We start from the raw sequence: 26,710 nt of genomic DNA, 5'->3' as shown, positions 1-26,710 counted from the left end.
GCAATGCGGCACCGACGGAAGGGTGTCCATGTCGAACACAGCCGCAGAATCCACCGAAGTCGTCGTCATCGGCGGCGGCCAGGCCGGGATCGCGATGAGCGAGCATCTTGACCAGCGGGGAGTGGACCATATCGTCCTCGAACGCGATCGGATCGCCGAGGCCTGGCGCTCTCGCCGATGGGACTCCCTCGTCGCCAACGGTCCGGCCTGGCATGATCGTTTTCCCACGCAGGAGTTCGCGCACACTGACCCTGACGGCTTCGCCACGAAGGAACAGGTCGCCGAGTATTTCCAGACTCTCGTGGAGGCCAAAAACCTGCCGGTGCGCACCGGGGTCACCGCCAACTCGGTGACGGAGAACGCGGGGTCCCGTGGCTTCCGCGTGACCACCGATGCCGGAGCCATCGACGCGGATTACGTCGTCGCCGCCACCGGTCCGTTCCAGACCCCGCGGATTCCCGACATCATCCCCGCCGAGGCAGGACTGACGCAGATCCACTCGAACTCCTATAAGAACCCTGAACAGCTCGATGAAGGCGGTGTCCTCGTCGTCGGCGCCGGATCTTCGGGCGTGCAGATCGCCGCTGAAATCCAGCGCTCGGGGCGGCCGGTCCACCTCGCCGTCGGTCCCCACGACCGTCCGCCGCGTGCCTACCGCAACCGGGACTTCTGCTGGTGGCTCGGCGTGTTGGGCAAGTGGGACATGGCCACACCACCGGCCGGTGCCGAGCATGTCACGATCGCCGTCAGCGGCGCCCAAGGCGGACACACCGTGGATTTCCGCGATCTTGCTGACTCGGGCATCACCTTGCTCGGCCGGGCGAACGCCTATTCCGACGGTAAGCTGCATATCGGAGCTGATCTGCAGAGGAACATCGCGCGCGGGGACGAGAGCTACCTGTCGCTGCTGCGTGAGGCCGACGAGTACATCGAACGCAATGGGCTCGATCTGCCGCCGGAGCCCGAGGCACACGAGTTCGGCCCCGAACCGGACTGTGTCAGTGACCCGATCCTCGAGCTCGACCTCGCCGCCGCAGGCATCCGCACTGTGATCTGGGCGACTGGCTTCGGTGTCGACTATTCCTGGCTCGAGGTCCCTGGCGTGCTCGACGCACGCGGATACCCCGTTCAGCAGCGCGGAGTGACACCGGTCCCCGGCATGTACTTCCTCGGACTTCCCTGGCTTTCCCGGCGTGGATCGAGCTTCATCTGGGGCGTGTGGCACGATGCGAAGTATCTTGCCGACCAGATCGGCATCCAACGGATGTATCGCGACTACGCACCCGTGACCTCCCCGCTCGCAGCGGCAGCGTCCTGACCCGTTGGACCGTCTGATCCTTGAATGTGAGAGTCTGAAAGCACTATGACTGAGTCGAACGCCTCCGCAGACCCCAATACCGCCTCCCTTCCCCTGACCTCGCCGACTTCGACGAGCCAGAACGTCCCCACCCGCACCGAGACCGACTCGATCGGCAGCCTCGAGATCCCCGACACCGCGTATTGGGGCGTGCATACGGCTCGGGCGAATGAGAACTTCCCCATCGCGCGCCGTCCCGTCTCCGTCTACCCGGACTTCGTCCGCGCCTTCGCCTGCGTCAAGCAGGCCGCGGCCCGTGCCAATGCCGAGATCGGAGCGCTGGACGATCAGCGGGCGAACCTCATCGATGCCGCTTGTGAGGAGATCAAGTCAGGCAGACTCCACGACCAGTTCGCCGTCGGTGTCATCCAGGGCGGAGCCGGCACGTCGACGAACATGAACGCCAACGAGGTCATCACGAACCGGGCGCTCGAGATCGCGGGCCGGTCCAAGGGCGACTACGCGTTCATCCACCCGAACGATCACACGAACCACAGCCAGTCGACGAACGACACCTACCCGACGGCGATCAAGATCGCGCTCGCCTTCTCACTGCAGAACCTGCTGAGCGAACTCACCCTCCTCGCTGATGCCTTCGCCGCGAAGGGCCGCGAGTTCTCCCATATCGTCAAGGTCGGCCGCACCCAGCTCCAGGATGCGGTGCCGATGACGCTCGGCCAGGAATTCAACGCCTTCGCCACGACCCTGCGCGAAGACGTCCGGCGTCTCGAGGAAGCCGTCGCCCTCCTCGGCGAGGTGAACATGGGCGCCACCGCGATCGGCACCTCGATCAATGCTCCGGTCGGGTACAAGGAAGCGGTCATCAAGCATCTGCGTGAGATCACCGAGCTCGACCTGGTCACGGCCGGTGACCTCGTCGAATCCACCTCCGACACCGGCGTGTTCATCACCTTCTCCGGGGCGCTCAAGCGCAGCGCACTGAAGATGTCGAAGATCGCCAATGACCTGCGGCTGCTGTCATCGGGACCGCAGGCCGGCATCGGCGAGATCAACCTGCCGGCCCGGCAGGCCGGGTCGTCGATCATGCCCGGCAAGGTCAATCCGGTCATCCCCGAGGCGGTCTCCCAGGTCGCCTACTCCGTGGCCGGCGCCGATGTCACCGTGTCCATGGCCGTCGAAGCCGGTCAGCTGCAGCTCAACGCCTTCGAACCGATCATCGCCCACTCCCTGTTCCAGTCGATCACGTGGCTCGAGCGCGCCTGCCAGACCTTCCGCACCAACTGCGTCAACGGCATCACCGCCAACGAGGCGAAGCTCGAGGACACCGTGGACCGGTCGGTCACCGTCATCACCGCACTCGCACCCGTCCTCGGCTACACTCAGGCCGCCCAGCTGGCGAAACAGGCGCTGGCGACGAATGAGCCGATCTCCGACCTCGTCGTCGAGCGCGGACTTCTCGACCGTTCTCAGCTCGACGAGATCCTCCAGCCCGAACGGCTGACGGGGCTGAGCACCGATCACAACGTGACCACGAACCCCGACTCCGCCGAGGCGGTCCCCCGCGACGAGATGACCGGAGAGCTTCCGACGGTGGCCGACCCCGAGGGGTGAGCAGCGTCGGAGCCCTGCCGCATCTGTTCAGAGGAGCTGGCGCAGAACATAGGGCAGGATTCCGCCATGGACGTAGTAGGCCTCCTCGGCCGGAGTGTCGACCCGGACCTTCGCGGTGAACTCCACCTTCCCGTCGCCTTCGCCGGCGCGCACGGTGACCTCGTCGGGGAGGGTATCCCGGCCTTCGAGCCCGGTGATCGAGAAGACCTCGTCGCCGGTGAGCCCCAGGCTCTCAGCCGAGTCCCCGTCATTGAACTGCAGCGGCAGGACACCCATCCCGATGAGGTTCGAGCGGTGGATGCGCTCGAAGGACTCCGCGAGCACCGCTTTGACCCCCAGCAGGGTGGTGCCCTTGGCGGCCCAATCGCGTGACGAGCCCGAACCGTATTCGGCACCGGCGATGACGAGCAGGGGAACCTGCTCGTCGAGGTAGCGCTGAGAGGCCTCGAAGATGCTCATCTCCTCCCCGTCGGGCAGGTGCCTGGTGACACCGCCTTCGGTGCCGGGGGCCAGCTGATTGCGCAGCCGCACGTTGGCGAAGGTTCCGCGCACCATCACATCGTGATTGCCGCGCCGCGAACCATAGGAGTTGAAATCGGTCGGTTCGATCCCCTGCTCGCGCAGGAAGCGTCCTGCCGGTGAGGTGGGGCTGATCGTTCCGGCCGGGGAGATATGGTCGGTGGTCACCGAATCGCCGAGGAGGGCCAGCACCCGGGCACCGGTGATGTCATGGGCGGTATCGGGCTCGGCTGACATGCCGTCGAAGTAGGGCGGACGGCGGACATAGGAGGAGTCCGGGTTCCACGCGAACTTGTCGCCGGCGGGCACGTCCATGCCCCGCCAGTTCTCGTCACCGGTGAAGACGTCCGAATACCCGGAGGTGAACATCTCGGCCTCGAGGCTCTCATCGACGACCTTCTTGATCTCAGCGGTGGTCGGCCAGATGTCGCGCAGGAACACCTCCCGTCCGTCCTCGCCGACCCCGAGCACCTCGGTGAGCAGGTCGGTGTGCATGCTCCCGGCCAGCGCATAGGCGATGACCAAGGGCGGAGAGGCGAGGAAGTTCATCTTCACCTCGGGGTGGATGCGCCCCTCGAAGTTGCGGTTGCCCGACAGCACCGCAGACACGTTGAGGTCGTTGTCGTTGACCGCCTGACTCACTGCCGGAATCAGCGGGCCGGAGTTGCCGATGCACGTCGTGCAACCGTACCCGATGAGTCCGAAGCCCAGCTGATCGAGGTAGGGGGTCAGGCCGGCCCGGTCGAAGTAGTCGGTGACGACCCGGGATCCCGGAGCCAGGGTCGTTTTGACCCACGGTTTCGGCCGCAGCCCGCGTTCGACGGCCTTCTTGGCCAGCAGCCCGGCGCCGATCATCACCGAAGGGTTCGATGTGTTCGTGCACGAGGTGATCGCCGCGATCACGACATCACCGTGGTCGACGATCGCCGGGATGTCGTTGATGACGACATCGGCCGGATCGCTGGGCCACCCGAGTCGGGCGTTCGCGGTCAGCTGCGCGCGGTCGACGTGACGAGGAGGCTCATCGGGGACCGACGACGGTGAGACCGAGATCGGGTCGCTGGCCGGGAAGGAATCGGCAGAGGCATCATCGACCCCGCCGGGACGGACGGTCGACTTCTTCTGCTCGCCGGCGAGCAGGCCGAGCACGGTCGCGGGGGCATCTCCGAGCTCGATGCGGTCCTGGGGCCGCTTCGGTCCCGCGATCGACGAGGTGACGGTGGCCAGGTCCAATTCGACGACCTGGGAGTATTCGGCAGGCTGGTCGGGGTCGTGCCAGAGCCCCTGCTCCTTGGCATAGGCGGCGACGAGGTCGATCTGCTCGGGAGCACGGCCGGTCAGCCGCAGATACTCCAGCGTCTCTTCGTCGATGGGGAAGATCGCACAGGTGGCACCGTATTCGGGACTCATATTGCCCAGGGTGGCGCGGTTGGCCAAGGGAATGTTCGCCACGCCGGGGCCGAAGAACTCGACGAATTTGCCGACGACGCCCGTCTGACGCAGCAGCTGGGCCACAGTGAGGACGAGATCGGTGGCGGTCGTCCCCTCGGGCAGCTGGCCGGTCAGCTTGAGACCGACGACCTCGGGGATGAGCATGCTCATCGGCTGGCCGAGCATGGCAGCCTCGGCTTCGATGCCGCCGACACCCCAGCCGAGCACGCCGAGGCCGTTGACCATGGGGGTGTGCGAATCCGTGCCCACGAGGGTGTCCGGATAGGCCTGAGGCAGGCCGTCGGCGGTCTCGCGGGTGAACACGACCCGGGACAGGTATTCGAGGTTGACCTGGTGGCAGATGCCGGTATCCGGTGGAACGACGAGGAAGTCCGTGAACGACTCCTGTGCCCAGCGCAGCAGCTGATAGCGCTCCTGGTTGCGTTCGAACTCCTTCTGCGCATTGATTCCGAAGGCATCCGAACGGGCGAAGACATCGGCGATGACCGAGTGGTCGATGACGAGTTCGGCGGGGATGAGCGGGTTGATCTTCTTCGGATCGCCCCCGAGCTCGGTGATCGCATCGCGCATGGCCACGAGGTCGACGACGCAGGGCACACCGGTGAAGTCCTGCATGAGCACTCGCGCCGGGGTGTACTGGATCTCGTGCTCGCCGACATCCGCAGGAGTCCAGTCGCGCAGGGCTGCGATCTGTTCGGCGGTGACCAGACGGCCGTCCTCATTGCGCAGGAGGTTCTCCAGCAGCACTTTGAGGCTGTAGGGCAGTCGCTGGGACCCTTCGATGCGGTCGAGCCGGTGAATCTCGTAGGTCTTTTCGCCCACTGTCAGCTGGTCTCGGGTGTTGAAGCTGTTGGAAGTCATGATCGGCCTTTCCGAATGGACGCACAGCGAATGAGTCGCGGGGTCATCCGAACAGATGCCGATCGGAATGGTGCCGACGTTGCGCACCAGTGCGGCCTCCATGCAGGCGGCCCGTTATCGACAGCATAGGCACGGGTGTGCTCAGAACTCCAGAGGTGATGGAGAAAGCCGTCGGCTCATCTGCGCCGAGGCGACCGCCCTCACGCCTTGCGGCTCCGCTGGCTCGCTTCGGTCAACTCGACATAGGCCAGATGCTGGTCTGCCGAATAGCAGATGATCTTGCCCTTGTGGTTCTTGGTTCGTCGGAGAATCTTCGCCTCGGCGAGTTCGACGAGGGCGCGGTGCGCAGCCGCCCGAGTCACTCCGTGCTCGACCGAGACCGACTCGATGGTGATCACGGGTTCTCGTGCCAAGCTGTCGAGGATTTTCAGGATGACGGAACCGGTCCTCGGCCGAGCCGGTGACTTGCCGATCGCTCGGCGATGCTCGATGAGGTCCGTGTGAACCGTCTGCTCGAGTGCCTCGATATCCTCGGCGAGGAGGACGGCGCTTGCGGCGGCGGCTTCGACCGCCTCGGCGAAGGAGATGACCCAGTGGTCGAGATCGGCTGGGGCCTGACGATAGGCCGTGAGCCCACCGATATAGGTAGTCGTGTCAGAAGCGAAGACAGTGCTGATCGGCACGAGCACAGTGCGGAGGGCATCGGCGCGTTTGAGGACGGTGTGGACGAGCGCTCGCCCGGTTCGACCGTTTCCGTCGATGAACGGATGGATCGTCTCGAACTGAGCATGGGCGATGGCCGCACGAATGACGGGGTTTCCCTCGGTGGCTGAGACGAATTCGGCGAGGTTCGCAACGAGCCGTTTCACCTCGGCGGCCGGAGGCGGGACGAAATCGGCGCGCAGAGGACTGTTTCCGGGGCCGCCGACCCAATTCTGGGTCGTCCGCAGTCCGGGCTCGAGCCGGGGCTCGATCGAGTGCTGCAGCTCTTCGATGTCACGGACCGTGATCGCTCGTGAGGGGTCAGCGATCTCATCGATCGCGTTCTCAGTGGCTCTCACATTGGCGATGACATCGAGTGCGACCCGGTCGCCGTGGTGGAGGCGTTCGGCGATCGCCAGCTTCTTCGGACTGAGGCGGTTGCCTTCGATCCACGATGAGGAGATGCTCTCGGACCGGATGAGCAGATGGTTGAGATAGCTGCTGCCCGAGGACCTGATCCGTTCATCGAGGCGGGCCAGCACGACGACTGCTTCCTCGGCTGCGCGCTGTGCTTCGGCACCGAGTGTGGGGAGAGCGGAGGAGAGCTCATCGGGCACATAGGCGTGGAATGTGCCTGAGGCTCTGTCCTTTCTGCTCAGCCCCGCGGGGTTCGGAGGACTCCAGTGGCATTCGACGCTGTAGGGCATGGGCGGGCCTTCTGTCGGGTGGGCCCCACGGTGAGAAACGGGCTCGTATATTTACTTTAGTTCATCTAAAGTAAATATTCACCCGTCCAGCAGCCCCCGGATGTCCTCGGCCGTGACGGTCTGGCTGAACGCCTGTCCGCTGGACCCGCGGCCTTCGAATGTGCCGGAATCGGACATGAGGGAGTCGAAGAGTTCGGCCTTGCGTTTCTGCAGGGCCAGCACCTTCTCTTCGATCGTGCCCTCGGCAACGTAGCGGTAGACCATGACGGACTTCGTCTGACCGATCCGGTGGGCTCGGTCGATCGCCTGGTTCTCGGTCGCGGGGTTCCACCACGGATCCATGAGGAAGACGTAGTCCGCCTCGGTGAGGTTGAGTCCGAAGCCGCCTGCCTTGAGGCTGATGAGGAAGACGGGGGCCTCACCGGACCGGAACGACTCGACCACGGCCCCTCGATTCCGGGTCGACCCGTCGAGGACGGCATGGGGCACACCGCGGCGCTCGAGAACCGCGGCGACCTGGTCGAGGAACGAGGTGAACTGGCTGAACACGATCGACCGGTGCCCCTCGGCGATGACATCATCGAGCCGGTCCATCAGCGCCGTCAGCTTGCTCGAGGGCACCTCGGCGTGCTCGGCGTCGACGATGCTCGGGTCCAGGGCGAGCATCCGCAGCAGGGTGAGCGAACGGAAGACGATGAACCGCTGCTTGTCGTAGTCGCTGTCGATGAAGCCGAGGATCTTCTTCCGCTCCTTCTGCAGCACCCGGTCGTAGAGCTTCCGGTGCGCGGAATTGAGCTCGACGGTGATGACCTGCTCCTGCTTCTCCGGCAGATCCGCGGCCACCAGATCCTTCGTCCGGCGCATCATGAACGGTCGGATGCGTCGCTGCAACCGCTGCATCCGTCCCGGGTTCTCGCCGCTTTCGATGGGGCGGACGTATTCCTCGTCGAACCGGTGCGGGCTCGGGAACAGTCCGGGCGCGGTGATGGAAAACAGCGACCACACATCGCGCAGCGAGTTCTCCATGGGGGTGCCGGTCAGGGCCAGACGGAACGGTGTCCGCACGGACTTCGCCGCCTGATGGGTCAGGGCCGTGCTGTTCTTGACGAACTGGGCCTCATCGAGGACGAGCCCGGCCCACTCGAGGCGAGAGATCGGGTCCTCGTCGAGGCGCAGCATCGCATAGGACATGACGACGATATCGGCACCGTCGACGACCTCGTCCAGCGGTGTCCGTCTCTTCTTCGTCGACTCCGCGATGACGCGAACATCGAGGTCAGGGGTGAAGGCGGCAGCCTCCTTGACCCAGTTGTCGACCACCGAGGTGGGGGCGACGACAAGGAACGGTGCCCTCGCCTGACCGGTGCCGGCCACGGTATCGCTGGCGGCCACGGTATCGCCCGCGGCCGCAGTTTCGCGGGCAGCCGCGCGGCCGGCCTTCACATGGGCGATGAGAGCCAGCGTCTGCAGCGTTTTGCCCAGCCCCATATCGTCGGCGAGGATCCCGCCGAGGCGGCACCGGTAGAGCAGCGCCAACCACCGGAATCCCTGCACCTGATAGGGACGCAGCCTCGCCCCGCCCAGTTCGGGCACCTCGGTGGCCGGCAGGTGGTCGAGATCGGCCAATGCCTGTGCGGATTCCCGCCAGGTCAGAGCCGGCTCGGACTCGTCGGCGACGTCCTCGAAGTCCGACCACAGGCCCACGTGCATCCGTGAGATCTTCGGTGTCTCGGGTTCCCATTCGGGGATGAGGTCCGCCTCGGCGAGGAGGGCCTTGAGTTTGTCGAAGACCGGTTTGCTCAGCGACAGGAAGGTGTCATCGGGGAGTTTGAGTTTCTTCGCGCCCCTGGCCAGTGCTTTGTACAGCTTGACGAAGGGGACCGGGTGCCCGTCGACGCTGATCTGGAAGCCGAGGTCGAACCAGTCGTTCTTCTCCGACTCCACCGAGGTGATTGTGACGTTCGGCTCCCCGCCGAGCTCCCGGTAGGGCTGCTTCTTCCCGCGGGTGATGACCTTGAGATGCTCGATCTCCTCGAGTCCGGGCAGCACGTTGACGACGAAGTCGGCGGTATCGGCATCGTCGAGTGCGGTGTCGACGACCTCCGTCAGGCGGGACCCTTCCTCATGGGTGTCGGCCAGGACCCGTGCGACCGCGGAGAGCACTTCGGCTTCGTGCTCGAGATCGCGCTGGTCGTCCCGCTCCCACGCAGAGGATTCCCGCGCCTGTGTCGTCTGTGTCGAGGTCGCCCCCGCCGAGGCGGCCGGTGCCGAGTGCGGCGGTGAAACGGTCGGCAGCTTCGCGCGGGAAATGACCGGCAGGGTGCGGCGGGGTCCCGAGTACTCCCAGTACCAGCGAAGGTCGAGCCTGTCGCCGGCGCCGAAGGTGAGGAAGAGGACGAGGCGGGGCTGCCGGTAGGCCGGGAAAGTCACGGTGTCGTCGGTGCTGACCACCTCGGCGCTGGTGCGCAGCTGCGGATAGTACTCTTCGAAGAACTCCTCGGCCTCGGAATCGGGGATGGTGATCGGGCCGGCGGCTTTGAACACCGGCAGGGCCGACTCCCTGGTCGGCTTCTCCGCCGGAGCGAGAGTCACGGTGAAGCCCGAGGCCACGTCGATGCCGAAGAAGCCATGCGTCCAGATCGGTTTGATCAGGCCCGGAGTGAACTCGCGTTCGTCGATCGTCGCCCGCGGCTGGACGCGCAGCTGGCCCTGAGCACGCCTGATGTCGACGACGGCTTTCGCCACCCGCCCAATGCGCACGTCCATGCCCTGGTTGATGCCGACGAATTCGATGCCGAGCTGTGCACCCCGGTCGAAGTGCTTCCACAGCAGCGGGGTATGGAAATCGCCGAGGTGGTACGGCGCTCCGTCGGGCGTGAAGTCGGTCCTGTCCCGGGTGCGCAGGCCCGCAAGCTGGGTGAACCATTCCTGGTGGCGAGCGTCGATATTGTGCTGCCGGGCCATCCGATCGATGGTGCGCCAGGTCAGCGACTTCTTCACCCAGTTGCCGGATTCGCTGAGCAGCAGCGGCCGGATGGCCAGGGACGGGTTCGTGCCGGGGGAGACGGTGGCGCGTTCGAGCAGTACCGAGTGCTGGGGTTCGAACCAGGTGCGGGGGACGACCTCGACGAGCTCGAATCCCAGGGCCACGGGCGTATGTTCCTGCGGGGCCGCCTCGGCGAGTGGGGCGAAGGCCTCCCGCCAGTCGGCGGGGGCGGCCGAGGCCGGGGGAGTGGTCTGTCGGGTTTCGGGCACGAGGCCATCTTCTCACTCGAGGCTGACTTGGGAGCTAAGGAACGAGAACGCCGCGGCCCTGGATCCGCCCCTGCCTGAGGTCATCGAAGGCGGTGAGTGCGTCGTCGAGCGAATAGCGTGTGACCTCGAGTGCGATCGACCTCGTTCGCTCCGGCAAGATCGACCTCGCCCCGTTCGTCACCTCGAAGATCCTTGCCGAGGACATCATCAGCGACGGGTTCGACCGGCTCACGAACAGCCAGGACGAGGTGAAGATTCTCGTCTCGATGAGCTGAATCTGATTGCCTCCGGGCGATCGCGGCTCATTGAGCGGTGCCCGCGTCTGGTCGATCCAAGTCGCTGGACTCGTCAGAATCGACTTGGATCGACCATCGCCTACGGCTGAGACTCAGTCCTCGGAGACCGCGGCAGCCAGATTGCCCAGTGAGGTTTCGAGGTCGTCCTCGCCGACGAGAGGGAAGCTGACCTGCTTCAGTACGTGCTTGTCGGTGACCGAGCTCCAGTCGTAGGTGACGGAGACGTCCGTCGAGTGACGGCCCTGCGGAATGAGCTCCCAGACCCACTCCCAGCCGGGTGGTTCCTCACCGGCCGGAGCGGTCTTCCAGGCCAGGAGTTTGTTCTCTTCGTAGCCGACGACGTGGTTCTCGGTCTTGTAGTCCCCACCCATCGGTTCGGAGTGCATGTTCATGGTGAACACTTGGCCGACGGCTGTGATGCGATCCGTCTTGTCATCGGAGACCACCATGTTCGAACCGTCGATGGCCGCGTGGCGCTCCGGGTTCGAGAGCACGTTGAAGATGTCCTCCGGCGCAGCATCGATCGTTCTGGAAGCGCTGACGTTCATCTCTGCCATGATCTTCACCTTTCATCAGGTGGTCGCGTGTGTGCCAGGGCGAATCGGCCGACCCGCCCTGTCGGGCCACGCTATACCCTCAGCCGGAATGCAGACAGGGGGTGCGGAATCGACAGCCAGCCGTGATCACCGAGCCGCCGAGCCGCCGAGTTACAGTGAAGGATGCCCGAATCTCCCGAGCCGTCGCCCACGGAGGACGAACGATGGCTGATCGTCAACGGCCGCCGGTGGCGCAGAACAGATCCCGAGCTGGATCAGAACGTGGTCGATGAGCTCAAGAGCCACCTCGGCGCGGCAAGGAATGCGGTCCGGACCGCGAAGAAGTCAGGCTCGGAGGGCGATCTCGCCGATGCCCGGCAGCGCGTGAACGCGGCCAAACACGGTCTGGGCGAACGTGGTGACTGCTGGTGGCAGATGAGCCTCGCCGACAGACGCCAACGCGCAGAAGCGGCACTCGAGGAGCTGCGCTGACTAGCACTATCGGGTCAGCTGAGCACTATCGGGTCAGCTGATCAGCGAGGTCTTCGAAGTCCTCACTCCGCTCAGTCAGGCAGTTGTGTCAGGGCCGCGCGCTACCATCGTGGGCATGGACGAGAACAGCGAGGTTCACACAACGTTCTTCGACACCTACTCCCGTGCCTTGCTCAACCGGGATGCCGCGGCGATTGCCGATCACTATGCAGTGCCGGCGCAGATCGAATTCCCGGACCAGCGCATCACTGTGACCGATGCGAAGCAGACAGAAGAGTTCTTCGCCGGCGCGATCGGACAATACGCAGATGTCACCGATGCCGATGCCGCCATCGAGGTGGTCGCCCGCACCAGGCACAGCATCTGGGCCGATGTCACATGGCGGTATCACGGTGCCGCCCCGGATGAACGGAACATGTACCAACTCGTACGCATCGGCGAGAGGTGGAAGATCGCCGTGCTCACACCTCTGAGGCTTGGATGATTCTGCCCTGCTTGAGTGAAGAAACGGAGAGACGTATGCCGACCTACCCGCAGATGCTGCACACCGTCATCGACACCACGGACCCACGAAGTCTGGCCGACTTCTATCGTCGCCTACTGGGATATCGATACCGCGACGGGGATGCGCCCAGTGAGGACGACGAGGTCGAGTGGCTGGTGCTCACCGACTCAGGGGGTACCAGGAAATTGGCGTTTCAGCTCGTTGCCGAACTCACTGCCACCACGTGGCCCAGCAGCGAGGTGCCCATGCAGATGCACGTCGACTTCGTCGTCGGCGATGTCGATGAACTGCACAGGCAGCGCAAACGGGCTGAAGGCCTGGGTGCGACGATGCTCTTCGATCGCTCCGACGATCCGGACGAGCCTCTCTATGTCTTCGGCGACCCTGCCGGACATCCCTTCTGCATCTTCGTCGCCTGACCAGCGTCGAGAGGTTTGTCTGACCTGTCCCGACATAGCCTTCTCACTCGCCTGCAGCTTCGGTCGGCTCAGGGACAGCCGAGCTGATCAGCGAGATCTTCGAAGTCCTCGGCGACGACGTCCCATGGTCCCTCCGGAACGAGATCGACTGTCTGCCCAGGTCCGTGCTCGGTGGGACGGCGAACGAAAGCCGTGCGCAGACCGACCCGTGCCGCGGCGGCGAGGTCACTGTTGTGGGCGGCGACCATCATCACCTGTTCGGGGTCGAGTCCGAGGAGCTCTGCCGTGCGCAGATAGGCGGCCGGGTCGGGTTTGTAGGCGCCGGCCACCTCGGCGCCGAGGATCGCGTCCCACGGCAGCCCTGCGCGTTTGGCCACGTCGAGGGCCAGTCGCACATTGGCGTTCGACAGCGGTGCGATGATGTGGCGCTGCTTGAGGCGAGCCAGCCCGGTGACCGCATCGGGCCAGGGATCGAGGCGATGCCAGCAGAGATTCACCTCCTCGAGGACGTCGTCGGAGATCTCACGCGGATCGACTCCGAATCGTTCGATGACAGTCTCGAGGTTCTCCCGATGGAGGACGTCCAAGCGCACGAAGGGCCGACTGCCGTTGCGGACCCGCTCCATCGACGGCTGGTACTCAGCACGCCAGAGGTCCGCGAACTCATGCGGATCTGCTTGGGGCAGATACTCGTCGAGGAACGGTTCGACGCCGCTCGCCACGCTGGTTCGCCAGTCGACGACCGTGCCGAACATGTCGAAGACCAGCGCCTCGACTGCGCCCAGATCAGCAACCATGCCTTCACACTATTCCGCTGACCACCGATCGCCAATACATCACACGTCAGGGCACGGGTGCAGATTCGGCAACAACGACGTCATCGGCCGGACGGCGAACTCATCGGAACGTGACTTCACCCATGTAATTCTCACCCGGGCGAACCGTCCAGCACTGCGTCTTCACGATCACTTTCCCCAGCTTTTGTAGAACAGCGCCCTCAAAGCTGAGCCCTGCTCGCATTTGGCCAGGGTCGGATAATAGGAGTAGGACGCCTTGTTGCCTCCGGCATGAGCGGCGGTTGCCCGAACACACTCATCGTTGCCAGCATCAGCGAAGCCGCTCCTATACCGATCACTCTCTTCGCGCGCATCCGTCCTCCTCATGCAGTAACCGAGTTCCGGTCGCTCACCGGCGTCGGATCTCACTCCAGAATCCCGGACCTCCAAGGTGAGTCGGTCCGTGTTTCAGCTTGGCTACGGGCTGTGTCGAAGCCGCCACGTACAATGAGCGGTGATGGATGACACCGGATCGACGAAATCGCATACTCCCTCGCCGGCCGTGCTGGCAGCGCTGCTCTATCTTGCCGACCGAGCAGTGCCGACCGGCTCCGACGCCGCCGGGTCGAGTGCTGTTGCGTCGACTCAGGGCATCACAGACCGTGACAGGGAGATGCTCGATGCGGTCGAAGGGGCTCTGGAGTCCCAGCTGCCCGACGCACCGCAGCTCGTGAGGTCAGCCCTCGCCGAGGTGGACGCTGCAATCCGATCCGTCCGCGCCCGGGCCGAGGCCCCGAGCCTGTCAGCATCGAAATATGATGCTCTGCGCTCCGAGGTGCTCGACCAACTCAGAGCGCGCTCGAGCAAGGGCGCGGCCGTGTGGCCGCCGACGAGCCAGACGGCCGTGCAGCGGTTCGGTTCTTGGAACGAAGCTCTCAAGGCCGCGGGCCTGGCGACGAACCGACTCGGCCGAGCGAAGGGCCAACTGCGCTTCGACGCGGAGGCCTATGACAAGGCGATGTCCGTCTTCGTCGCCGACTGCGAATCCCGCGGAATCACGGCCACCTACAAGGCTTACACCGAGTACGCCGCCGAGCATAAGGGCGAAGTTCCTTCCGCCGCCGCTGTGCGCAAATTCTACGGTTCCTGGAACGCCGCGCTTGCAGCGGTGAAATGAGCGATTTTCGTCAAGTCCATCGGCACCGACTGCATCCGTGCTAGCGTAAATTCTCGAGAATGACGGAGCCGTCGGGATCGGTGACTGCGCCGGATACCGACGAGGGAAAGTCTTCCATTGTGATTTCGCGCAAGCTCAGCAAGGCCATCGCCGGTGCGGCTCTCTGCGTTCTGGCTGTGACGGGGTGTTCCTCGTCGCCGGGCGACGGGTCGAAGGACAAGGAATCCTCGGCTCAGGGCGGTGGCAAGGACGCCGCGAAGGCCGGCGTCGAGAAGGTCGACCCCAACGATGTCATCGTCAAGCAGGACGTCAAGGTTCCCGGGTCGAACGAAGACAAGGTGACGGTCGCCATCCACTCGCTCAAGGTCGAGGGGAAGACACAGACCCTGACCTTGGTCGTCACACCGCACTTCCAGAGTGTGGAAGACGATGCTGCGATCAGCATCTACGACGCATGGGGTGAGAACGGGTTCGCCCCGCAGCTCATCGATACGGACAATCTCAAGGTCTATTCGCCGATCTCCGACACCTACGATGAGTGGACCTCGGATTCGGTCTTCACCGAGACGACGAACAATCAGCCGGTGACCGCGTGGGCGGTCTTCAAAGCTCCGGAGAACGACATCGACTCCGTCGACATCCGGCTGCAGGAATCATGGCCCAAGTTCACCGACGTTCCGATCACGGAGTCGTGATGAGGCTGGTCAGGCGGGGGCGTTGGACGTCCGCCCTCGGCGTGGTCACGGTCGGTGTCATGCTCGGCTCCGGTGCCGCAATCACGGCCGGCCCCGGTGTCGGAACAGCTTCCGAGGCGGAGGTGACCTCGCCTGCTGATCTGCCCGAGCCGAAAAAGGAGCAGCTGGATGAGTCTGTCCAGCGATGGGAGCCGGGCGGCGTCAAGGAATGGGGCAGCGCCGAGTCCGTCACCCCGCTGGTGACGAACAAGAAGGAAGGCGACGACGCGGTCATCACTCTTGCCAGCGACATCCTCTTCGACTTCAACAGTGCCGAGATCTCCGACAAAGCCAAGAAAGTGATCACGCAGACTGTCGAGGGCGTGCCCGACGGTGCGAAGGTCACCGTAGCCGGTTATACGGACGCGGTCGGCGACGGGGCTGCGAACAAAAAGCTGTCGAAGAAGCGGGCGCAGGCCGTAGCCGATGTCATCAAGGACGGGTCCGCGGACCTCGAGCTCACGGTCGAAGGCCATGGTGAAGAAGACCCGGTGGCGAAGAACTCGACGAAAGACGGCGACAACCCGAAGGGTCGGGCGAAGAACAGACGCGTCGAGATCAGCTACGACGACAGCTGACCGGCAGGGCCGAAGCCTCACCGAAATCGGCAAGGACCTCACCGCCCGGCGGCGAACGCCTCCAGCCGGTCGCATGCCGTGTTGATGTCGTCATCGGAGACCGAGAACGTCAGTCGCAGGTAGCCCTCGCCGGCCGGGCCGAACGCAGATCCGGGGATGGTGGCGAGTTTGTGCTCCTCGAGCAGCCTCGTCGCCAGTTCCCAGGAGCCCAGGCCCCAGTCGCGGACACTGACGAAGGCGTAGAACGTGGCTTCCGGGCGGATCATGCTCAGCCCGTCGATGGCGTTGATGCGTCTGCTCATCAGATCCCGGCGGCGGGCGTAGGAAGCCACCATCCTCTCGACATCGGTCTGCGGTCCCTCGAGAGCGGCGACCGCAGCCTCCTGGACGAAGCCGGGCAGGCTCGAAGTCAGACCCTCCTGCAGCAGTGCCATGGGGGCGATGCAGTCGGTCGCGCCGACGACGAAACCGCACCGCCAGCCGGTCATCGCATAGGTCTTCGAGAAGCTGCCGATGGCGAGGAACCGATCGAATCCGGGACGCACCTCGGCGATGGAGGTGAACTTCGAGTCGTCGAAGACCATCTCGTCGTACACCTCATCGGAGATCACCGTGAAGCCGTGCTCATCGGCGAGGTCGGCGATCTGCTCGATGTCGGAGCGGTCCATGACCGATCCCAGCGGGTTCGAGGGGCTGTTGATGATCACGGCCGCGGTCTTGTCGCTGATGGCCGCGCGCACATCCTCGGCACGCAGTTTGAATCCTTCGGATTCGCGGACGGGAACGGACACAGCCACCCCACCGAGGCGGTGCACCTGACCCATGTAGTTCGGGAAGCTGGGGTCGGGGATGATCACCTCCTGACCAGGAGAGACAGTGACGTCGAGGGCAAAGGTCAGGGCTTCCATCGCGCCGAAGGAGACCATGACGTTCTCGGGGCCCACGCCTCGACCCCATCTGCCGGAGTACTTGCGGGCAATCGCATTGCGCAGTTCGGGGATGCCGGCATTGGCAACGTAGCGAGTGTTGTCGTTCTCGATGGCCCTGATCCCCGCGGCCTTGATGTGCTCGGGCGTGTTGAAGTCCGGTTCTCCGACTGTGAGTTTGAGGGCGTCGGGATGGCCGAGGGCGAGGTTGAACATCTTGCGGATGCTCGAGGCCGGGTAGCTCGCGGCCATCGGGGAGATGCGGTGTTCCTGCGGCATCGGAATGCTCCTGCTTCTTCGGAGGCTGTGGGAACGAGACGCCGACGAATAGGTGGCGGTGCTCATGGGTCACGATGTCACGAGGCCGCTTCGCTGAGGTGGTCGTCCGCAGGGTGGAATGCGCAGTGCGGAGAGCCCCGAGAGTTTCGGTAGACTTGCGGCCTCTCCTGTTGAGGGCAGTCAGATGCCGAAGACGGCTCACTTCTCGGGCGCACGAGGATCCCAGAGCAGAATAGTGGCATCCGATTCATAGGCCTTTCCCGCGGGGAAGCTCACGAGTTCGAACTGCATGCCCCAGGGCGAGAGGAAGTAGACCCACCGTTGGCCCCTGCTGGCACCGCTGCTGGCAGTCGGCTCGCCGAGGACCCGCACGCCCTTCCTCCGCAGCCAGTCGACAGCCTCGTCGAGATCGGAGACGTAGAAGGCGAGATGATGGCCTCCGATATCCGAGTTGCGGGGCTGGGTCTGGTTCTGATCAGGAGCGTCGTAGGAGAATACCTCGAAATTCGCTCCTGTTCGACAGCGATAGAAGCGGATCTCCTGCATCACGGCGCCGGGGTGCACGTTGAGCCGATCGACCATGAGCTCGGGATCGGCTGGGAACGGACCGAGCGAATAGACGTGGACGCACCCGAGTATCTCGGTGAAGAACGTGTGCGCCTGCTCCATGTCCGGGACCGTGAATCCGACATGATCGGTCCCGACGAGGCCGGGGAGACCTGCTTCTGTGCTCATTGAGGTGTCCTTTCGGTGTTCGTTTCGTCGTAATCACGCAGTCGTGAAGACTTCGGGATGATGCTCGAGCGCCAGACGTGTCCGCCGAATGTGGACGGCCATGAGTTCCTCGGCCGAGCGCACGTCGCGGTCGGAGATAGCCTTGACGAGCAGATCGTGTTCCATGCGGGTCTCTCTCAATCCTGAATCCCAGATCAATTCCATGAAGGCTCGACGGTAGTGCTGTGTCGAGTTCCAGAGTCTGTCGACCATCGAACGCAGGTTGTCAGCTGAGGGTCCCTCGAAAGTCGCGAGATGGAACTTCCGATCGAGGTCGAGGAACTGCTCGACTGAGTCCGCCGCGTTTGCCTCGGCGGCCAATTCGCCCAGGCGCGTCAGAGACTCCGGTGAATGCAGGGGCACCGCCAATCCGAGGAGTAGGGGTTCGAGCCGCTCTCTGATGAGGTAGCTCTCCTGCAACTCCGCCAGATTCATCGAAGCGACCCATGCTCCGGACGAGGCGACGATCGTCACGAGCCCGGCCGACTCGAGGATGCGCAGAGACTCTCGGATGGGGATGCGGCTCACTCCGAACTCTTCGGCGATCTCCTCCTGGAAGATCCGTGTGCCGGGACCGAGGGCGCCGCTGAGAATTCGATCGCGGAGTGCATCGGCAATGCGCGCGCTCGAAGCCGAAGACGATGTGGCCATTGCTGGTTCCTCTGTGGGTCGTAGGAGTTTCGGGCAGTCAGTCAAGACTATCGAGTTCTCTTCGCTCCGCTGAGTGTATACATAGGAGGGGTTAAGTGAGCGATAATCAGCATTATTCCGTTTGAATGTATACGCAGACTGGGTTAACGTGGTCCGCAACACAGTCCTCGCACCTCTGGAGCATCGATGCCCGTCAACCAAGAAATGTCTGCGCCGAACGCGGTCGAAGTCGTATCCACCACAACTGCTGACTGGGACGCCGCCGACCCGGCGCTTCTCGAATCGATGCTCGTCCACTCACACACGATCCGGATCTTCGAAGAGGTCGTCCTCGGACTCGCCGGCAGCGGACTGGTCCACGGCCCGGCGCATTCGAGCATCGGACAGGAGGGCGCGGCGGTCGGCTCCGTCCTCGCACTCCGAGCGGCCGACGGGGTCAACGGCACCCACCGCGGCCACCACCAGTTCCTCGCGAAGGGACTCTCATACCTGCGGCCGGAGGGGCTGAAGACCGTCGACGGGATCAAAGCCGATGAACTCACGGAATTCGTCCACCGCACCCTCGGCGAGATCCTCGGACTCAGCGCCGGCTTCAGCGGTGGCCGCGGCGGATCTATGCATCTGCAGTGGACCGAAGCCGGTGCCCTCGGCACGAACGCGATCGTCGGGGGAGGGGTTCCCCTGGCCGCCGGCAATGCTTGGGCTCAACGCCACGACGCGCTCAGCCGAGCCTCGGCGACCGACACCGAGGCGAGCCCCGATATGGGAGTGACGGTCACCTACTTCGGCGACGGCGCCTCGAACATCGGATCCACGCTGGAGACCTTCAACCTCGCCGCCGCGTGGAAGCTGCCTCTGTGCTTCTTCCTCGAGAACAATCTCTACGCGGTCTCGACCTCCGTCGACGACGTCACCGGCGAAAGCAACCTCGCCCTGCGCGGCCCGGGATTCGGCATCCGATCCTGGCAGGTCGACGGCATGGACCCGCTGGCCGTCTATCTCGCTCAGCAGGCCTCCGTCGAGCATATGCGCGCCGGTCACGGACCAACTCTCATCGAAGCACGCACCTACCGCTTCTTCCATCAGAACGGCCCGTTCCCCGGCTCCGCATTCGGCTACCGCTCCAAAGTCGAGGAGAAGGAATGGCGGGAGAAGGACCCCGTCGACAAGGTCGCCGGCGAAATGATCCGCCGCGGCCTTCTCACGGACAAAGACAACGAAGACCTGGCAGAGCGCATCCGTGAAGTCATCAATCGGATCGTCGGCGAACTGACCGAAACCGATCCGGAATCGACGAAGGGCGCTCAGCGGATCCGCCAGGCCGAATGGCCCGACACCGCCGAGGTGGACGCCCACATCCGCTCATCGGCTGCTCTCGGCGAGCTGCCTCCGGGCACCCATGGGCCCGCCGCCGGAGACACGATCGAGCGCCGCTTCGTCGACGCGATCGCCGACACCCTCGAACACCGGATGAGCACGGATGAGTCCGTCGTCGTCATGGGCGAGGACGTCCACCGGCTCAAGGGCGGCACCAATGGAGCGACGCGTGGACTCGCGAAGGCCTTCCCCGACCGGGTCCTCGGGACCCCCATCAGCGAGAACGCCTTCACCGGTCTGGCCGGTGGGCTGTCGATGACCGGTCGGTACATTCCCATCGTCGAATTCATGTACTCCGACTTCATGTGGGTCGCCGCCGACCAGGTGTTCAACCAGATCGGCAAGGCCCGCCATATGTTCGGTGGTCAGTCCTCGATGCCGGTGGTGCTGCGGTCGAAGGTCGCAATGGGAGCCGGATACGGATCCCAGCACTCGATGGACCCGGCAGGCGTCTTCGCCACGAACCCGGGTTGGAGGATCATCGCTCCCTCGAACGCCGAGGACTACATCGGGCTGATGAACACCGCACTCGACCTCGACGATCCGGTGCTTGTCCTCGAACATGTCGACCTCTATGCGCGCAAGGACCAGATCCCGTCCGGCGATCCCGACTACCGGCTGCCGCTGGGCAAGGCAGCCGTCCGTCGAACCGGCACAGATGTCACAGTGCTCAGCTACCTGAACATGGTCTCCCTGGCCCTCGACGAGGCGGAGGCGCGCGCGGATCTCGACGCTGAGGTCATCGACCTGCGCTGGCTCGATCGAGCCAGCTTCGACTGGGAGACGATCGGTGACTCCATTCGGCGAACGAACAGCGTCCTCATCGTCGAGCAGGGACCGATCGGCACCTCCTACGGGTCCTGGTTGGCCGATGAGATCCAGCGCCGATTCTTCGACTACCTCGACCAGCCGGTCCAGCGCGTGAGCGGACGCGAGGCGAGCCCGTCCATCTCGAAGGTCCTCGAATCTGCAGCGAACGCCGGTCCCGCTGAAGTCACCCACGGCTTCGACCTCATCGCCGACGGCCTGGGCCGGAACTGAGAGCAAGGAACACCACCATGGCACAGCTTGTCACCCTCCCCGCGATCGTCGCGGACGCCACTGACGCCGTCATCGAATCCTGGCTGGTCGAAACCGGCGCGGACATCAGCCGCGGCCAGGCCCTGGCCGATATCGAGACCGAGAAGGCCACAGTCGAGCTCGAGGCGGAATCCTCCGGCACACTCGCCCGAATCCTTGTCGAGGCCGGCACCACCGTCGAGGTGGGGGCCCCGATCGCGGTGCTCGCCGAACCCGGAGACGGAGACGCCGAGATCGATGGTCTTCTCGCCGGCGTGCACGCAGAGACCGCGACCAGTTCGACGGCGGGCAGTGGCGCAGCAGCAGAGATCGAGAAAGATCAGACAGCAGTCGGCGGCGTCGAGCGCTCAAACGCTTCACAGGCTGACACTGCGGGCGCGGCTGCCGACGCGCCCGTCGACACCGTCGAAGCCGCGACTTCCGATATGACCCGGGTATTCGCCTCGCCGTTGGCCCGACGTCGTGCCCGCGAACTCGGCATTGACGTCACCGGACTGAATGGAAGCGGCCCGGGGGGCCGGATCATCCGGTCCGATATCGAGGCCGCTGCCGAGGCCGCTGAGAGCGACTCGGCAAGCACCCCGACGGATGCACAGCCGTCGGCTGTTTCCGTGGGAGGCACCGCGGACGTCGGCTATACCGATGTGCCGCTGACCGGCATGCGGCGGGCGATCGCGCGCCGTCTCACAGAATCCAAGTCCACCGTCCCCCACTTCTACCTCACTGGGGACATCCGTATGGACGCCCTGCTCGACTTCCGGAAGCAGATCAACGTCTCCCTGGAACGGCAGGGGATCAAGGCGACGATCAACGACCTCGTGCTCAAGGCGCTCGGCCACGCGCTGCGTGAAGTCCCCGAGGCGAATGCGATCTGGAACGAGAACTCGATCCGGACGTTCGACTCCGTTGACATCTCCATGGCGATCGCCACCGAGGGCGGCCTGCTGACCCCGGTCGTCCACGATGTCACCAACCTGTCCATGGCCGCCCTGTGTCGGACGACTCAGGACCTGAAAGCCCGCGCCGGTGAGAAGGCCATACGGCAGCAGGAGCTCGAAGGCGGTTCCTTCAGCCTCTCCAATCTCGGGATGTTCGGCACTCGCGAGTTCTCCGCGATCCTCAACCCGCCGCAGGCAGGAATCCTCGCAGTGGGAGCCACCGAGCAGCGAGCCGTCGTCAGCGACGGCGAACTCTCCGTCGCTTCGATGATGACTGTGACCTTCTCCGCCGATCATCGGATCATCGATGGTGCCGTCGCCGGCAGGCTCCTGACCTCCTTGCGGACTGCCCTCGAAGACCCGATGAGCCTGGTGCTCTGACCTCATCGAGGGCGGAGACCGCATGCAATCACAGATCGAAGGAGATTGATGGAAATGAGTTCCACAGACAGCTCACCCGTGCTCGCCGTGACCGGCGGTGCCTCGGGAATCGGCTGGGCCACCGTTGAGTCATGGTGCGGCGATGGCGGCGCCGCGGTCATTCTCGACTTCTCCCAGGAGAAGCTCGACGCGGCCCTGGAGGGAGCGCCCTCCGGCTGGTCCCTGCGGGGAATCATTGTCGATGTCACCGATCGTGCCGCCGTCGACGAGGCTTTCGCATCGATCACGGAGACTGAACAGCGGCTCGATGCGCTCGTCAACTGCGCCGGCAATGCCAAGCCCGTGCCGAGCGCGGAAATGAGCGACTCGGACTGGGAAGCCCTCCTCGACGTGCATCTCACCGGCACTATGCGCGCCTGCCGGGCCGCCTACTCCCTGCTCAAGGACGGCGGCGGAGCGATTGTCAACATCTCCTCGGTCGCAGGAGTGGCAGGCATGCCGAAACGCGCCAGCTACAACACCGTCAAACACGGACTGATCGGATTGACGAAGAGCCTGGCAGTGGAATGGGCCGACGACGGCATCCGAGTCAACGCAATCGGACCGGGATACACCTGGACTCCATTCAACGCTGCGCTCGAAAAGCAGGGCCTGCTTGACCCCGCTCCGATCACCAAACGGATCCCGCTTGATCGATGGGCGCAACCGGAGGAGATCGCGGCCGGCATCACTTTTCTCGCCGGCCCCAAAGCGTCCTTCATCACCGGCCACACACTCATGGTCGACGGCGGAATGACCATCGACGGAAACTGGTACGAGTGACCACAGCCTCCGGGCGCCCCCACTGAAAGCGACTCCGGCCACCCCTTGAACGAAAGGCAACAACCATGAACCCATTCGCCCCAGACCTCTTCTCCGGCCGGCGCGTGCTCATCACCGGAGCAGGCGGAGGGATCGGTTCGAAGAGCGCCGAGTACTTCGCGGCTGCCGGAGCCGAACTCGTCCTCGTCGACCTCGTGCCCGAAACGGTCTCGGCCGTCACCGCAACGCTGCCCGAACGCACCTCGGTCTCTCAGCTCAGCGGTGACCTCACTGATGCCGATACGCTCGAAGAGCTGCGCCGCCTCGTCGAATCCGTCGGCGGCATCGATCATCTCGTGGTCGCTGCCGGTATCTACACCGAGCACGCGGTCGAGGAGATGAGCGACGAAGACTGGGACCGGACGATGACGATCAATCTCGATAGCAGCTTCAAGCTGATTCGAGCTCTGATCCCGCACATGCGTGAGGGCGGGTCCATCGTCAACTTCGGTTCGATGGCCGGTTCCCGGGGCAGCCGCAACCATGCGCACTACGCCGCCACCAAGGGAGCGATCGTCTCCTTCGGCAGGAGCCTGGCTTGGGAGCTCGGGGAGCGGAACATTCGTGTCAACGCCGTCGCACCCGGAATCATCGCGACGCGAATGACCGAAGGGCTCGTCGCTTCCGGTGGTGACGCACTCCTCGCCGCCACCCCGCTGCACCGGTTCGGGCAACCGGAGGAAGTCGCCTCGGCGGTGGTGTTCCTCTGCTCCCCGGCAGCGTCGTTCATCAACGGCGACACTCTTCACGTCAACGGCGGACTGCACATGGCCGGCTGACACATCCGATCCGGCCGCCTCATCGCCGGCTGCACCGGCTTCGCCGCACCTTGTAAGAAGCCGATCCGAAAAACACGAATCACATTCGAAGGAGAAGACATGCGTGATACGAACGTTCCATCACTGGCCGAGCTATTCGGCCCCAACCCGCCGACGAACTGGGGCAAATGGGGCGCAGAGGACGAAATCGGAACCCTCAACTACCTCGGCCCTGAGGAGGCGCTCAAGGGCGTCGCTGAGGTCAAGACCGGCAAGAGCTACACTCTGCAGATCCAGATGGGGTGGGACGATGAGCGCGGCGACCCGGTATGGCCCGGCCGTCCCCAGATCGAACGCAAGAACGTGCGCGACGCGGAAGTGTGGGCGAAGGGAGAGACGGGACTCGACCCCTACCCGGGTGGACTGACAGACGCCGACGATGTCGCGACCATCTCTCTGCAGGGTTCGACCCAGTACGACGCACTCGGTCACACCTGGTACGACGACCAGATCTGGAACGGATACGATTCGCAGACCACCGCCGGTGCTCTGTCCAAGGCCTCCATTCTGCCGATCGCCGAGCACGGCATCGTCGGGCGCGGGGTGCTCATCGACATGGCGCGGCACCGTGGCAAGGACGTGCTCGATAAAGGCGAGACCTTCACTCATGAAGACGTCCTCGCCGCGGCGGAAGCGCAAGGTGTCGAGATCAAACCGCGTGACGTCCTCGTCATTCGGACCGGTTTCATCGGGTCCTGGTATTCGCGCCAGCCTGAAGAATTCTTCGCCGACTTCATCGAACCCGGTCTCACCTACTCGCGGGAGCTTGTCGAATGGTTCCGGTCGATGGAGATCGCCAACCTGGTGACCGACACCATCGCGAACGAAGTGACCACCGACCCCGAATCCGGAGTGCTGCTGCCGCTGCATGCGGCGTTCCTGCGCAATCTCGGTCTGCTCATGACGGAGATGACGATCCTCGACGAACTCGCGGACGCCTGCGCCGCCGACGGACGCTGGTCGTTCCTCTACACAGCCGCTCCCCTCAAAGTAGTCGGAGGGACCGGGGCGCCGGTCAACCCGGTCGTCGTTCGGTGAATCCCTCCGCCACGAGGCCAGTTCCATCCCATCCGCCCGCTCCACCCATCTGGATGACGCATCTGCTCGACGACGAGCCGCATCGTGGCGGTCGACCTTCGGGTATGCCGCGACCGCGTCCCCGTCGACCGCCGGAACGGAGAGTCCTCAAACCAGCGGTGGCGCTCAGACAATCGCTGCCGGCCCTGTTCGGCATCTACCGCCCTTCACGAAAGGTCCACCGTGTCCTCATCAACCACTGCTGCGGCAGCGCCTGACGCTGCGTCCCAGCGCCGAAACGCTCGCAATGCTGCGACCTCGGGCTTCGTCGGAACCGCGCTCGAATACTACGACTTCTACATCTTCGCCACTGCTGCTGCCCTCTATCTGCAGCCGCTCTTCTTCCCCAGTGAGGGAGGACTCGGGCAGATCATGGCACTCGCCACCGTCGGCGTCTCCTATGTCGCCCGGCCCGCCGGCGCAATCATCTGGGGATGGCTCGGCGACGTCCTCGGTCGTAAGACCGCGCTGATGGCCTGCATCGTGCTCATGGGTGCCTCGACGTTCGTCATCGGACTGGTGCCCGCATATTCGACCATCGGCTTCTGGGCGCCGGTCCTCATCGTCCTTATGCGTCTTCTGCAGGGTCTATCCGCCGGCGGAGAATCGCCCGGATCGGCCTCGCTGTCGATGGAGACCGCGCCGGAGAACCGCCGCGGTTTCTATGCCAGCTGGACCATCGCGGGCGCGACCGCAGGTCTGGTCCTCTCCTCTGCCGTGTTCATCCCGCTGAACATGCTTCCGCAGGAATTCATGCTGAGCTTCGGCTGGCGGATCCCGTTCCTGCTGAGCATCGTCGTCACCGTCATCACCATCTATATGCGAGCGCGACTGCAGGAGCCCGAGATCTTCGAGGAAGCGAAGGAGAACGACGAGACCGTCAAAGTCCCGCTGTTCCACCTGGTCAAGCACTACCCGCTGCAGATGATCCGAGTCGCCGGGATGGCCCTGTTCCTCCTCATGGTCGGCCTTTTCAGCACCTTCTCTCTGGCATACGGCACGCAGGTGGCAGGGGTCTCCAGCAGCGAGATGCTGGCGCTGATCACAGTGTCGAACCTCGGCACCCTGTTCATGATCCCGTTCCTCGGGCACCTGTCGGACAGGATCGGACGCAAACCTGTTTTCATCTCGGGCTGCATCGGAATGATCGTACTCACCTTCGCCTACCTCGGCGCCTTGGCCCACGCCGCTCCGGGGCACACGGGCCTCGTATGGGCGCTGGGAATCCTGCTCATGTCGTTTGCCTACGCTGCGGCCAACGGGATCTATCCAGTCTATTTCCCCGAGCAGTTCCCCGCGAACATCCGGTACAGCGGAATGGCGATCAGCCTCATGATCGGCCTGGTCCTCGGAGGGTTCTCTCCGGCGATCGCTCAGACGATCAACGGCGATGACAACAACTGGGTCGGTGTCGCGCTCTTTGCTGCTGCCGGAATAGCCGTCTCGGCGCTGTGCGCCGCATTCAGTCCCGAGACTGCGAAGACGCCGACAGCGGAACTCGGTCTGAAGCGAAGCTGACTCTCTGTACGGTCCGCGCTCAGACTGCGGCCGTCGACACCGGACTGCTATCGACAGTCTGAGCCTGCAGAAGCCACCCGCAGTGGTGGCTT

At 64.4% G+C, this 26,710-nt stretch carries 23 protein-coding genes; 15 read left to right on the top strand and 8 right to left on the bottom strand.

Translation table 11 applies throughout. The features are described from left to right. The first annotated feature begins 28 nt into the window (after positions 1 to 28). The gene (locus ACSE4D_RS06865; RefSeq protein WP_436326885.1) at positions 29 to 1,318 is read left to right on the top strand and encodes a flavin-containing monooxygenase; all 1,290 of its coding nucleotides are present in this window, start codon (positions 29 to 31) and stop codon (positions 1,316 to 1,318) included. Positions 1,319 to 1,363: 45 nt separating this feature from the next. Further along, entirely contained in the window at positions 1,364 to 2,929 is a 1,566-nt protein-coding gene (locus ACSE4D_RS06860) for an aspartate ammonia-lyase (protein WP_436326884.1), read from the top strand. Positions 2,930 to 2,956: 27 nt separating this feature from the next. On the opposite strand, the gene ACSE4D_RS06855 is transcribed toward ACSE4D_RS06860, so the two are convergent. From ACSE4D_RS06855 to ACSE4D_RS06845, 3 genes are all read right to left on the bottom strand, one after another. Continuing rightward, on the bottom strand, positions 2,957 to 5,761 hold the full coding sequence (locus ACSE4D_RS06855) for an aconitate hydratase (RefSeq protein ID WP_436326883.1): 2,805 nt from the start codon (positions 5,759 to 5,761) through the stop codon (positions 2,957 to 2,959). Between the two features lie 200 nt (positions 5,762 to 5,961). After that, the gene (locus ACSE4D_RS06850; protein ID WP_436326882.1) at positions 5,962 to 7,170 is read right to left on the bottom strand and encodes a Fic family protein; all 1,209 of its coding nucleotides are present in this window, start codon (positions 7,168 to 7,170) and stop codon (positions 5,962 to 5,964) included. Between the two features lie 78 nt (positions 7,171 to 7,248). Then, positions 7,249 to 10,425 carry a DEAD/DEAH box helicase gene (locus tag ACSE4D_RS06845; RefSeq protein WP_436326881.1) on the bottom strand — a complete coding sequence of 1,059 codons (3,177 nt, stop codon included), beginning with the start codon at positions 10,423 to 10,425 and terminating at the stop codon, positions 7,249 to 7,251. Positions 10,426 to 10,544: 119 nt separating this feature from the next. Here ACSE4D_RS06845 and ACSE4D_RS06840 point away from each other — a divergent pair, with 119 nt between their 5' ends. After that, a complete protein-coding gene (locus ACSE4D_RS06840; protein ID WP_436326880.1) occupies positions 10,545 to 10,700 on the top strand; it encodes a hypothetical protein in 156 nt (51 codons plus the stop codon). A gap of 113 nt (positions 10,701 to 10,813) precedes the next feature. Here ACSE4D_RS06840 and ACSE4D_RS06835 read toward each other — a convergent pair whose 3' ends face one another. Next, on the bottom strand, positions 10,814 to 11,278 hold the full coding sequence (locus tag ACSE4D_RS06835) for an SRPBCC family protein (RefSeq protein WP_205683357.1): 465 nt from the start codon (positions 11,276 to 11,278) through the stop codon (positions 10,814 to 10,816). Between the two features lie 162 nt (positions 11,279 to 11,440). On the opposite strand from ACSE4D_RS06835, the gene ACSE4D_RS06830 reads away from it, so the two are divergent. From ACSE4D_RS06830 to ACSE4D_RS06820, 3 genes are all read left to right on the top strand, one after another. Continuing rightward, entirely contained in the window at positions 11,441 to 11,749 is a 309-nt protein-coding gene (locus ACSE4D_RS06830) for a biopolymer transporter Tol (RefSeq protein ID WP_436326879.1), read from the top strand. Positions 11,750 to 11,864: 115 nt separating this feature from the next. After that, positions 11,865 to 12,233, top strand: a complete 369-nt coding sequence (locus ACSE4D_RS06825) for a hypothetical protein (protein WP_436326878.1) — start codon at positions 11,865 to 11,867, stop codon at positions 12,231 to 12,233. Positions 12,234 to 12,268: 35 nt separating this feature from the next. Then, the gene (locus ACSE4D_RS06820; protein ID WP_436327120.1) at positions 12,269 to 12,673 is read left to right on the top strand and encodes a VOC family protein; all 405 of its coding nucleotides are present in this window, start codon (positions 12,269 to 12,271) and stop codon (positions 12,671 to 12,673) included. 68 nt (positions 12,674 to 12,741) lie between these two features. Here ACSE4D_RS06820 and ACSE4D_RS06815 read toward each other — a convergent pair whose 3' ends face one another. Next, entirely contained in the window at positions 12,742 to 13,470 is a 729-nt protein-coding gene (locus tag ACSE4D_RS06815) for a haloacid dehalogenase type II (protein ID WP_436326877.1), read from the bottom strand. A gap of 496 nt (positions 13,471 to 13,966) precedes the next feature. On the opposite strand from ACSE4D_RS06815, the gene ACSE4D_RS06810 reads away from it, so the two are divergent. From ACSE4D_RS06810 to ACSE4D_RS06800, 3 genes are all read left to right on the top strand, one after another. Then, complete coding sequence (locus ACSE4D_RS06810) at positions 13,967 to 14,626, top strand: homing endonuclease associated repeat-containing protein (protein ID WP_436326876.1); 660 nt, start codon at positions 13,967 to 13,969, stop codon at positions 14,624 to 14,626. Positions 14,627 to 14,745: 119 nt separating this feature from the next. Beyond that, positions 14,746 to 15,321 (top strand): hypothetical protein, encoded by a 576-nt coding sequence (locus tag ACSE4D_RS06805; protein ID WP_436326875.1) that lies wholly within the window; start codon positions 14,746 to 14,748, stop codon positions 15,319 to 15,321. Further along, complete coding sequence (locus tag ACSE4D_RS06800; protein WP_436326874.1) at positions 15,321 to 15,938, top strand: OmpA family protein; 618 nt, start codon at positions 15,321 to 15,323, stop codon at positions 15,936 to 15,938. The genes ACSE4D_RS06805 and ACSE4D_RS06800 overlap by 1 nt, the downstream gene beginning before the upstream one ends. Positions 15,939 to 15,976: 38 nt before the next feature. Here ACSE4D_RS06800 and ACSE4D_RS06795 read toward each other — a convergent pair whose 3' ends face one another. From ACSE4D_RS06795 to ACSE4D_RS06785, 3 genes are all read right to left on the bottom strand, one after another. Further along, entirely contained in the window at positions 15,977 to 17,143 is a 1,167-nt protein-coding gene (locus ACSE4D_RS06795; protein ID WP_436326873.1) for a pyridoxal phosphate-dependent aminotransferase, read from the bottom strand. Between the two features lie 198 nt (positions 17,144 to 17,341). Continuing rightward, the gene (locus ACSE4D_RS06790; RefSeq protein ID WP_436326872.1) at positions 17,342 to 17,878 is read right to left on the bottom strand and encodes a VOC family protein; all 537 of its coding nucleotides are present in this window, start codon (positions 17,876 to 17,878) and stop codon (positions 17,342 to 17,344) included. Positions 17,879 to 17,911: 33 nt separating this feature from the next. Further along, positions 17,912 to 18,568, bottom strand: a complete 657-nt coding sequence (locus tag ACSE4D_RS06785) for a GntR family transcriptional regulator (protein ID WP_436326871.1) — start codon at positions 18,566 to 18,568, stop codon at positions 17,912 to 17,914. A gap of 186 nt (positions 18,569 to 18,754) precedes the next feature. On the opposite strand from ACSE4D_RS06785, the gene ACSE4D_RS06780 reads away from it, so the two are divergent. The 6 genes from ACSE4D_RS06780 (at position 18,755) to ACSE4D_RS06755 (ending at position 26,618) form a co-directional block, all read left to right on the top strand. Beyond that, entirely contained in the window at positions 18,755 to 20,986 is a 2,232-nt protein-coding gene (locus tag ACSE4D_RS06780; protein WP_436326870.1) for an alpha-ketoacid dehydrogenase subunit alpha/beta, read from the top strand. Between the two features lie 17 nt (positions 20,987 to 21,003). After that, positions 21,004 to 22,344, top strand: coding sequence for a dihydrolipoamide acetyltransferase family protein (locus ACSE4D_RS06775; protein WP_436326869.1), 1,341 nt, complete (start codon positions 21,004 to 21,006; stop codon positions 22,342 to 22,344). 54 nt (positions 22,345 to 22,398) lie between these two features. Further along, entirely contained in the window at positions 22,399 to 23,166 is a 768-nt protein-coding gene (locus tag ACSE4D_RS06770; protein ID WP_436326868.1) for an SDR family NAD(P)-dependent oxidoreductase, read from the top strand. A gap of 65 nt (positions 23,167 to 23,231) precedes the next feature. Further along, a complete protein-coding gene (locus ACSE4D_RS06765; protein ID WP_436326867.1) occupies positions 23,232 to 23,984 on the top strand; it encodes an SDR family NAD(P)-dependent oxidoreductase in 753 nt (250 codons plus the stop codon). A 99-nt stretch (positions 23,985 to 24,083) separates the two neighbouring features. Then, a complete protein-coding gene (locus ACSE4D_RS06760) occupies positions 24,084 to 25,061 on the top strand; it encodes a cyclase family protein (RefSeq protein ID WP_436326866.1) in 978 nt (325 codons plus the stop codon). Between the two features lie 222 nt (positions 25,062 to 25,283). Then, entirely contained in the window at positions 25,284 to 26,618 is a 1,335-nt protein-coding gene (locus ACSE4D_RS06755) for an MFS transporter (RefSeq protein WP_436326865.1), read from the top strand. Positions 26,619 to 26,710: the final 92 nt, after the last annotated feature.

Origin of the sequence: Brevibacterium sp. FAM 27836 (assembly GCF_051351055.1) — a bacterium.
In the GTDB taxonomy this organism is placed as follows: Bacteria; Actinomycetota; Actinomycetes; order Actinomycetales; family Brevibacteriaceae; genus Brevibacterium.
Note: the sequence above shows the minus strand (reverse complement) of the source record. Positions and strands in the feature narration are given on the sequence as shown.

Excerpts from the sequence above, each read along its gene's own strand:
- ACSE4D_RS06865 (WP_436326885.1), top strand. The coding sequence starts at position 29 with ATGTCGAACACAGCCGCAGAATCCACCGAAGTCGTCGTCATCGGCGGC.
- ACSE4D_RS06860 (WP_436326884.1), top strand. The coding sequence starts at position 1,364 with ATGACTGAGTCGAACGCCTCCGCAGACCCCAATACCGCCTCCCTTCCC.
- ACSE4D_RS06855 (WP_436326883.1), bottom strand. The coding sequence starts at position 5,761 with ATGACTTCCAACAGCTTCAACACCCGAGACCAGCTGACAGTGGGCGAA.
- ACSE4D_RS06850 (WP_436326882.1), bottom strand. The coding sequence starts at position 7,170 with ATGCCCTACAGCGTCGAATGCCACTGGAGTCCTCCGAACCCCGCGGGG.
- ACSE4D_RS06835 (WP_205683357.1), bottom strand. The coding sequence starts at position 11,278 with ATGGCAGAGATGAACGTCAGCGCTTCCAGAACGATCGATGCTGCGCCG.
- ACSE4D_RS06830 (WP_436326879.1), top strand. The coding sequence starts at position 11,441 with ATGCCCGAATCTCCCGAGCCGTCGCCCACGGAGGACGAACGATGGCTG.
- ACSE4D_RS06825 (WP_436326878.1), top strand. The coding sequence starts at position 11,865 with ATGGACGAGAACAGCGAGGTTCACACAACGTTCTTCGACACCTACTCC.
- ACSE4D_RS06820 (WP_436327120.1), top strand. The coding sequence starts at position 12,269 with ATGCCGACCTACCCGCAGATGCTGCACACCGTCATCGACACCACGGAC.
- ACSE4D_RS06815 (WP_436326877.1), bottom strand. The coding sequence starts at position 13,470 with ATGGTTGCTGATCTGGGCGCAGTCGAGGCGCTGGTCTTCGACATGTTC.
- ACSE4D_RS06810 (WP_436326876.1), top strand. The coding sequence starts at position 13,967 with ATGGATGACACCGGATCGACGAAATCGCATACTCCCTCGCCGGCCGTG.
- ACSE4D_RS06800 (WP_436326874.1), top strand. The coding sequence starts at position 15,321 with ATGAGGCTGGTCAGGCGGGGGCGTTGGACGTCCGCCCTCGGCGTGGTC.
- ACSE4D_RS06795 (WP_436326873.1), bottom strand. The coding sequence starts at position 17,143 with ATGCCGCAGGAACACCGCATCTCCCCGATGGCCGCGAGCTACCCGGCC.
- ACSE4D_RS06790 (WP_436326872.1), bottom strand. The coding sequence starts at position 17,878 with ATGAGCACAGAAGCAGGTCTCCCCGGCCTCGTCGGGACCGATCATGTC.
- ACSE4D_RS06785 (WP_436326871.1), bottom strand. The coding sequence starts at position 18,568 with ATGGCCACATCGTCTTCGGCTTCGAGCGCGCGCATTGCCGATGCACTC.
- ACSE4D_RS06780 (WP_436326870.1), top strand. The coding sequence starts at position 18,755 with ATGCCCGTCAACCAAGAAATGTCTGCGCCGAACGCGGTCGAAGTCGTA.
- ACSE4D_RS06775 (WP_436326869.1), top strand. The coding sequence starts at position 21,004 with ATGGCACAGCTTGTCACCCTCCCCGCGATCGTCGCGGACGCCACTGAC.
- ACSE4D_RS06770 (WP_436326868.1), top strand. The coding sequence starts at position 22,399 with ATGAGTTCCACAGACAGCTCACCCGTGCTCGCCGTGACCGGCGGTGCC.
- ACSE4D_RS06765 (WP_436326867.1), top strand. The coding sequence starts at position 23,232 with ATGAACCCATTCGCCCCAGACCTCTTCTCCGGCCGGCGCGTGCTCATC.
- ACSE4D_RS06760 (WP_436326866.1), top strand. The coding sequence starts at position 24,084 with ATGCGTGATACGAACGTTCCATCACTGGCCGAGCTATTCGGCCCCAAC.